The organism is Actinocorallia lasiicapitis (genome assembly GCF_054778695.1).
This window is the reverse complement of sequence record NZ_BAAGZI010000310.1, coordinates 1-7141: the sequence shown is the minus strand read 5'-3', so window position 1 is coordinate 7141 and position 7141 is coordinate 1. Positions and strand designations below refer to the sequence as shown.

General features: G+C 70.2%; 10 protein-coding genes. 3 read left to right on the top strand and 7 right to left on the bottom strand.

Features of this window, described 5'->3' with window-relative positions:
- Positions 1–251 precede the first annotated feature (251 nt).
- Entirely contained in the window at positions 252–956 is a 705-nt protein-coding gene (locus tag ACYVE7_RS25815; RefSeq protein WP_460368031.1) for a hypothetical protein, read from the top strand.
- A gap of 29 nt (positions 957–985) precedes the next feature.
- Here the strand turns inward: ACYVE7_RS25815 and ACYVE7_RS25810 are convergent, their stop codons facing one another.
- The 4 genes from ACYVE7_RS25810 to trxA all read right to left on the bottom strand — a co-directional run bounded on the left by ACYVE7_RS25810 (position 986) and on the right by trxA (position 3282).
- A complete protein-coding gene (locus tag ACYVE7_RS25810) occupies positions 986–1363 on the bottom strand; it encodes a RidA family protein (RefSeq protein WP_460368029.1) in 378 nt (125 codons plus the stop codon).
- A 27-nt stretch (positions 1364–1390) separates the two neighbouring features.
- Positions 1391–2200, bottom strand: a complete 810-nt coding sequence (locus ACYVE7_RS25805) for a putative RNA methyltransferase (RefSeq protein WP_460368027.1) — start codon at positions 2198–2200, stop codon at positions 1391–1393.
- 92 nt (positions 2201–2292) lie between these two features.
- Positions 2293–2691: an Hsp20/alpha crystallin family protein gene (locus tag ACYVE7_RS25800; RefSeq protein WP_460368025.1), complete on the bottom strand. Its 399-nt coding sequence runs from the start codon at positions 2689–2691 to the stop codon at positions 2293–2295.
- Between the two features lie 138 nt (positions 2692–2829).
- Positions 2830–3282 (bottom strand): thioredoxin, encoded by a 453-nt coding sequence (trxA, locus tag ACYVE7_RS25795; protein ID WP_460368032.1) that lies wholly within the window; start codon positions 3280–3282, stop codon positions 2830–2832.
- Positions 3283–3348: 66 nt separating this feature from the next.
- On the opposite strand from trxA, the gene ACYVE7_RS25790 reads away from it, so the two are divergent.
- Together ACYVE7_RS25790 and ACYVE7_RS25785 are read left to right on the top strand one after the other, a co-directional pair.
- A complete protein-coding gene (locus tag ACYVE7_RS25790) occupies positions 3349–4311 on the top strand; it encodes a sigma-70 family RNA polymerase sigma factor (protein WP_460368023.1) in 963 nt (320 codons plus the stop codon).
- Between the two features lie 201 nt (positions 4312–4512).
- A complete protein-coding gene (locus tag ACYVE7_RS25785) occupies positions 4513–5862 on the top strand; it encodes a class II 3-deoxy-7-phosphoheptulonate synthase (protein ID WP_460368022.1) in 1350 nt (449 codons plus the stop codon).
- On the opposite strand, the gene ACYVE7_RS25780 is transcribed toward ACYVE7_RS25785, so the two are convergent.
- The 3 genes from ACYVE7_RS25780 to ACYVE7_RS25770 all read right to left on the bottom strand — a co-directional run.
- Positions 5828–6229, bottom strand: a complete 402-nt coding sequence (locus ACYVE7_RS25780) for an ATP-binding protein (protein WP_460368021.1) — start codon at positions 6227–6229, stop codon at positions 5828–5830. The two genes, ACYVE7_RS25785 and ACYVE7_RS25780, sit on opposite strands and share 35 nt — an antisense overlap.
- On the bottom strand, positions 6229–6552 hold the full coding sequence (locus ACYVE7_RS25775; RefSeq protein ID WP_460368019.1) for an STAS domain-containing protein: 324 nt from the start codon (positions 6550–6552) through the stop codon (positions 6229–6231). Before ACYVE7_RS25775 ends, ACYVE7_RS25780 begins: the two co-directional genes overlap by 1 nt.
- A 10-nt stretch (positions 6553–6562) precedes the next feature.
- A partial coding sequence (locus tag ACYVE7_RS25770) for a PP2C family protein-serine/threonine phosphatase (protein WP_460368018.1) occupies positions 6563–7141 on the bottom strand: 579 nt, incomplete at its 5' end.

The following is a 7141-nucleotide window of genomic DNA, read 5'->3' as shown; positions in this document are numbered from 1 at the left end:
GTGTGAGGAGCCCGCCGGGGCCGGCCACCTTGCGGCGTCCTGCATCCCCTCCCGGGTCGGCCTGTCCACTGTAACTCCGGCGGGCATGAGCCTGCACATGGTTTTCGTGGATTCGGCTTGCTGAGCTTACGTGTGCTGGGGAAGTGCGTCAAACCGTGACGCGGTCGGGGTGGCGTACGCCATAGGCCCCTTGTACCTTCTACTGATCGGTAGCCCGGTTTGTCCTGCTTGTTTGTCCTGCTGGGAGGCACGTGTTGACGACTCTGACCGTCGCGGGCGCGCTCAATGAGCTGAACGCGAGCCGTTTCGTCGTCGCGGGGGCGCTGGCTCCCGCCCTGTACGACATCAGGGCTTCCCGGCTCGTCGCCAAGCCGGGTCTGGTCGAGGTGCACGCCGATCCTTCGCGTCTCCGGGTTCTGGACGATCCGCGGGGCCGCGGTCTCCATCTGAGCTGTGGTGCCGCCCTGTACAACCTGCGGTTGTCGGCGGCGCAGGTCGGTTGTGAGCCGGTGGTGCGGTTGCTGCCCGACCGTTCTCATCCGACGCTGCTCGCGCAGGTCCGGCTGGCGGGTCCGCACCGGTCGCGCCCGTCGGAGCGGATCCTGTACGCGGCGAGTCTCCGTCCGCTGCCGGCGCGCCAGCCCTATGGCGATCAGCGTCCGCCGGCTCCGGTCCTGCAGGAGCTGGCCGAGGCCGCTCGGCTCGAAGGCGCGACCCTGCACTGTCTGCCGCGGAGCGGCGGACCGCAGACGGCGGTGTTGACGACTCCTTCGGACGGTCCCGCCGCTTGGCTGCGGGCGGGCCAGGCCCTGCAGAGCATCCTTCTGGCCGGGGGGATCCGCGCCGTCAGCGTCTCGTTCCTCTATGAGGTGTCGAGCGTCCCCGGCGCTCTGGCGTCCCTGTCCCCCGGTGAGACACCGCAGCTCGTGCTGCAACTGGCCCGCACCGCTCTCTGACCCGGGCGCTCTCTGACCCGGGCGCGCGGTCAGGCGGTGGCGGCGACCGCCTCGACCTCGATGAGGACGTCGGGATGGTAGAGCCCGGCGACCTTGAGCAGTGAGCTGGTCGGCGGCCGCTCGACGTCGACGAACTCGTCGCGGACAGCGCGGACCGTGGGGAGTTCGGCGGTGTCGACGACGAACAGGGTGAGCTTGACGACGTCGCTCCAGGTCGCGCCCGCCGCTTCCAGCGCCGTGCCGAGGTTCTCGAAGACCTGGCGGGTCTGCGCCTCCCACCCTTCGGCGATCGTCCCGTCGGCGTCCACGGGAACCTGCCCGGACGTCATGATCAGCCGGTGGCCCGCCGGAACGCTGACGACCTGGCTGTAGCCGTTCGCGGCGTTCTTGAACACGTTGCTCGCCATGATCGAAGAGCCTAGACCGCCGAGCGGCTAGGCCGCCGAGTAGACGGTGACGCGGACGGCGGCGGTGGCCTCGATGACGGCGCCGAGGGCGTCGACGCGGGCGGCGAGCTCGCTTTCGGGGACGTGATGGGCGCTGGGGGTCATGGCGGCGAGAGTGACCGCCTCGGCCGGTGCCAGTTTCAGCGGGATCGTCAGCTCCTCGGCGGAGAGGGCGGTGAAGAGGCCGGTGAAGCTCTCGGCGATCCTGGCGTCCTTCTGGCCGTCCACCGTGAGCAGGCCGAGCGGGCCGACGAGTTCGGTGAGGTGTCCGGGGCGCGGGGTCACGACGGCCAGGCGGCCCTCCGGACGGAGCACACGGCGGTACTCGGCCGGGTTCCGGGGGGCGAAGACGTTGAGGAGCACGTCGATCGTGCCGGAGCGGACGGGCAGCGGCGACCAGAGGTCGGCGACGGCCGCGCCCAGCCGTGGATGGGCTTTGGCGGCGCGGCGCATGGCGAACTTGGAGATGTCGAGGGCCAGCCCGCGCTCGGCCCTGCCCAGGGCCGCCGCGAGATAGTGCCCGGTTCCCGCGCCGGCGTCCAGGACGGTCCCGGTGGACAGCGCGGTCAGCGCGTCGGCGATGGGGGTGTAGTGGCCCGCCGCGAGGAAGTCGGCGCGGGCGGCGACCATCGCGGCGGTGTCGGCGGTCCCGGTGTGGGCGTCGCCGCGCAGCAGGCTGGCGTATCCCTGCCGCGCCAGATCGAAGGTGTGGCCTGACGGGCAGCGCAACGCGCCGTCCAGGGTGAGGGGCTGCGCGCACAGCGGGCAGGCCAGCAGGTCGGCGACGGCTTCGAGCACCCGTCCAGCCTAGAGCGCCTTTCCGTGTCGGCGTCCGACGGCGCGGGCGGGTGCGTCGCCGGTGGCGGGCGTTCCGAACGGTTCGCGGGTGGTCAGGGGCCTGCGCGGCGGGGGCGTTCGCGCTGCTGCGGGGTGGGCGGGTCGCCGCCGGGGAGCTTGAACGCCATCCGGAGCACGCCGTTCTCGTAGTCGGTCTCGAGGCTGGTGCAGTCGGCGTCGTCCGGCAGGCGCAGGACGCTGCGGAACAGGCCGTAGGCGATGTCGGCGCGGCCGCGCTCGTGGGAGCTGCCCCGCCGGATCGCCTTGATCTCCAGATGGCCGTGTTCGACGCTCAGATCGATGTCGCGGGCCGGATCGAGGCCGGGGAGGTCGGCGCGGACCACGAACCGGCCGTCCTCGACGTAGTCCTCGGTACGGATGGGCCGTCCTGCCTGGCGGAGCCGGGCGACGGGCGGCAGGTCGCCGAGTCGGCGCAGAATGTCGGAAGCCATGAGGGGACGCCTCCAGACGTCGGCGGTTCGGGCGTTTCCATCCGACTCCGCCCGCCAGGCGCAGTCCAGCCTGACGGGCGGTCCAATACCGGTCAACAATGAGTCACATGACCAGAACAAGGCCGGACCAGCGGACGGTCAGCCGGCCTCGGCGATCCGCTTGCGGACATCGTCCATGTCGAGGGCGCGGACCTGCTCGATGATGCCTTCGAGGGCCTGCTCGGGCAGGGCGCCGGGCTCCGCGTAGACGATGACGCCGTCGCGGACGGCCATGATCGTCGGGATCGAGCGGATGTCGAAGCGGGCGGCGAGTGCCTGCTGGTCCTCGGTGTCGACCTTCGCGAACCTGATGTCCTCGTGCTTCTGGGACAGCTTCTCGTAGGTCGGGGCGAACCGGACACAGGGGCCGCACCAGGAGGCCCAGAAGTCGATCAGCACGATGCCGTCGCCCTGTGCCACCTCGTCAAAGGTGTCCTCGGTGAGCGCGAACGTGGCCATGGGGGCGGTTCTCCTGTTCTGACGGTATTGAGGGCCCGGTAAGTGGGCACCCCGTAGAGCAGCGGGGCGGCTCCGGCTATTCCCCTCCCGGATCTGGGAATCACAGAGCCGTAATTAACGTTGGCAGTGTAGGGAGACCTCGACCAAAGAAGGGTCAGGATGGCTGCAACTCGTGGCGCGACCGTGGACACCCCCGACAAAGACCTCGTCGGCGCCTACCTCGACCGGATCGGCCGTCGGCCGCTGCTCGACGCCGTCGAGGAGGTCGAGCTGGCCAAGGCGATCGAGGCCGGGCTGTTCGCCCAGCAAGTGATCGACTCGGACGACGAGCTGCCCGAGGGCGCTCGTATAGACGAGCTGCAGGAGCTTGTCGAACTCGGCCTGAAGGCCAAGCAACGCTTCGTTGAGGCCAATCTACGTCTTGTGGTGTCGATTGCGCGCAAATACCCGACAGAATCTCTACCGCTCATCGATCTGATCCAGGAGGGTAACCTCGGGCTGATGCGGGCCGTGGAGAAGTTCGACTACCAGCGGGGGTACAAGTTCTCGACGTACGCCACCTGGTGGATCAGGCAGGCCATCGGCCGTGGCCTGAGCCACACGGCGCGGGCGATCCGCCTGCCGGTGCACGTCGAGGAGGAGCTGTCCCGGTTGCGGCGGGCGGAACGCACCCTCAGCCGTGAGCTGGGCCGCGACCCCAACCGCGAGGAGCTGGCCGAGACCCTGGACACCAGCCCCGAACACGTGGACGAACTGCTCGGCTGGCGGCGTGACCCGGCGTCGCTGGACGCCAGCGTCGACGACGAGGGCGAGACCCCCATGGGGACCCTGCTCCAGGACCCCGATGCGATCACCCCGGAGCTGGAGGTCGTCGCGGCCGACGATCTGCACGGCCTGGCGAAGATGCTGGAACGCCTCCCCCAGCGCGAGCAGGCGATCCTGCGGGCCAGGTTCGGCATGGACAACGGCGAGCCCCAGTCCTACGCCCAGATCGGCGCCCGTTACGGGCTCTCGCACAACCGGGTCCGCCAGATCACCGACCGCTCGCTCCGGCGGCTGCGGCAGCTCGTGATCGAGTCGGAGCGAACCGTCCGGGAGATCAAGCCGGCGGTGGCGGCCTGATCACCTGGGCTGTACAGGCCCGCCCGTGAGGGCAAGCGAGGCCGGTGAGCGCAGGAGCGCCTGCCGGCCTCACTGTTTCCGGCGTGTCCTGTTCCGACGTGTTCCGCGGGGCTCGGCGCACTCGCCGGGAACTCCGCGGGAACCGCTGTCTTATCTGGTGGGATCGGCGGTGGCCGCGGGTGCGGAGGTGGCCTAGCCTGGATGGTTGTGAGCACGCAGATTCCTGACCTCAACTCCTGGCGCACCAAGCCGATCGTCCAGCAGCCCGAGTGGGAGGACCCCGCCGAGCTGGCCGCGGTCACCGCAGAGCTGGCCAAGCAGCCTCCGCTGGTGTTCGCCGGCGAGTGCGACCAGCTCAAGGACCGGCTCGCCGCGGTGGCGCTGGGCGAGGCGTTCGTCCTGCAGGGCGGCGACTGCGCGGAGACCTTCGAGGGCTCGGGCGCCGACGCGGTGCGTAACAAGATCAAGACCTTGCTGCAGATGGCCGCCGTCCTCACCTACGCGGGCAGCATTCCCGTCGTCAAGATCGGCCGGATGGCCGGGCAGTTCGCCAAACCGCGCTCCAAGGGCACCGAGACCCGCGACGGCGTGACCCTGCCCGCCTACCGGGGCGACATGGTCAACGGCTTCGACTTCACGGCCGAGGCCCGCCGCAACGACCCGGACCGGCTGCTGCGCGCTTACTACTCGGCGGCCACCACCCTCAACCTGACGCGCGCCTTCACCCAGGGCGGCTACGCCGACCTGCGGCAGGTCCACGCCTGGAACCAGGACTTCGTGAAGGCCAGCCCGGCCGGGCAGCGCTACGAGCAGGTCGCGGGCGAGATCGACCGGGCGCTGCGCTTCATGCGGGCCTGCGGCGCCGACCCCGCGGAGTTCGGCGGGGTGGAGTTCTACTCCAGCCACGAGGCGCTGATCCTCGACTACGAGCACGCGCTGACCAGGGTCGACTCCAGGACCGGGCTGCCCTATGACGTCTCGGCGCACTTCCTGTGGATCGGTGAGCGGACCCGTCAGCTCGACGGCGCGCACATCGACTTCATGCGGAAGATCCGCAACCCGATCGGGGTGAAGCTCGGCCCGACCACCAGCCCCGACGACGCCCTGGCGCTGATCGAGGCGCTCAACCCCGACAACGAGCCGGGCAGGCTCACCTTCATCACCCGGATGGGCGCCGGCAAGATCCGTGACGGTCTGCCGCCGCTGGTGGAGAAGGTGTCCCAGACCGGCGCGCACGTCGCCTGGATCTGCGACCCGATGCACGGCAACACCTTCGAGGCCGAGTCGGGCTACAAGACCCGTGCGTTCAACGACGTCGTCGACGAGGTCGCGGGCTTCTTCGAGGTGCACCGCTCGCTCGGCACCCACCCGGGCGGCCTGCACATGGAGTTCACCGGCGACGACGTCACCGAGTGCGTTGGCGGCGGCCACGAGATCACCGAGGACGATCTGCACCACCGCTACGAGACCTACTGCGACCCGCGCCTCAACCGGCAGCAGTCGCTGGACCTGGCATTCATGGTCGCGGAGATGTACGGCTCCGGCCGGTAGCGACCTCGGCCCAGACCGTCTTGCCGCCGTCGGGGGAGCGTTCGGCTCCCCAGGCGGCGGAGTAGGCGTCGACGAGGAACAGGCCGCGGCCGCCGTCGTCGAGCGGTTGGGGCTTGCCGAGCGACGGCATCCGGTGGTCGCGGTCGCGGACCTCGATCCGGATGTAGCCGTCGTGGAGGATCAGCCGGAGCTCCAGCGGGGTGGCGGCGTGCCGGACGGCGTTGGCGACCAGTTCCGCGACGATCGCCGTGACGGGCTCCTCGTCACCGGTCAGCGACCAGGACCGCATCGTGCTGGCGGTGAGCCGCCGAGCCTGCTCCACCGCGTCGGTGACCGGCGCGGCTCGGAGAGTCTTCTCGGTCAGCATCAGGACTCGCGGATGAGGAACCTGTCCAGGCCGGTCGTGCGCAGCACGTTCTCCACCCGGCCGTAGGCCCCCGTGACGATCAGCGCCGAATTGCTGGCCCTCGCGTGCTTGTACGCCCTGACCAGCACGTTCAGCCCGGAGGAGTCGCAGAAGTCGACGGCCGTCAGATCGACGACCACCTCGCTCTCTCCGCTGTCGATGAGGCCGGCGAGACACTCGCGCAGCCCCTCCGAAGAGTGCAGGTCGATGGAGCCGCGCGCCATCACCAGCGCCCGGCCGTCCTGTCGCGTCGTCTGCAAAGCCAGCCCCACACCACCCAACATAACCTGATCGTCACCCTGTTGCGCGCAGAACCACGATCGCCATGTCGTCGTGGCCCGGTTCCGGGGAGAAGTCTTGAACCGCTCTTTCGACGGTCGCGGCGATCGCGCCGGCGTTCAACCCGACACAGGAAGCGAACAGGCGTTCGAGTCCGGTGCCGTCGCCGAGCATCTTCTCGCCGTGGCGGCGCTCGGTGACGCCGTCGGTGACGGCCAGCAGCACCTGGCCGGGCAGCAGCTTGCGGGCCTGGGCCGTGAAGGCGACGTCGTCGAGCACGCCCAGCAGCGGCTGGGGCTGGGTGCCCTCCTCGATCGTGCCGTCGGCCGACAGGATCAGCGGCAGCGGGTGGCCGGCGCAGACCATCGACAGGTCGCCCGTCTCGGCGATCTCGCCGTGCAGGAGGGTCAGCAGCCTGCCCCGGTCCCCCTCGCCGATGATCAGGCTGTTCAGCCGCTCCATGACGTCGGCCAGCGGCATCCCCTCACCACCGAGGATCCGCAGGGCGTGCCGGGCCAGCACGGTGACGGCCGCCGCGACCAGCCCTGTGGCGTTGACGTCGCCGATCGCGAGCCGCCGGCGCGCCACCCCGTC